Genomic DNA, 225 nt, shown 5'->3' on the forward strand with positions numbered 1-225 from the left:
GCCTTGCGGAAATGCGCTTCCGCATCCGCCCATAAGCCGCGCTTCGCCAAACGGATACCGACAGCGATGTTCGTGCGGTAGTCGTCCGGATCGCGCTTCAACGCCTCCGCGTAGTACGGATCGGCCGAACGGATCGAATTGTGGAACTGCTCCAGACGCTGTCCGGCCAAATACAGCTCTTCAATCGTCTTGAACTCTTCGGGTTTCGGCGGCGGAACCGTCAGC

1 protein-coding gene is annotated in these 225 nt (G+C 60.0%); it reads right to left on the bottom strand.

All coding sequences use genetic code 11. The features are described 5' to 3' along the window. Positions 1-225 (bottom strand): hypothetical protein (locus B0D78_RS13090; protein ID WP_168170150.1); only part of this gene is annotated, 225 nt, incomplete at both ends.

This window comes from Pyramidobacter sp. C12-8, assembly GCF_002007215.1.
In the GTDB taxonomy this organism is placed as follows: Bacteria; Synergistota; Synergistia; order Synergistales; family Dethiosulfovibrionaceae; genus Pyramidobacter.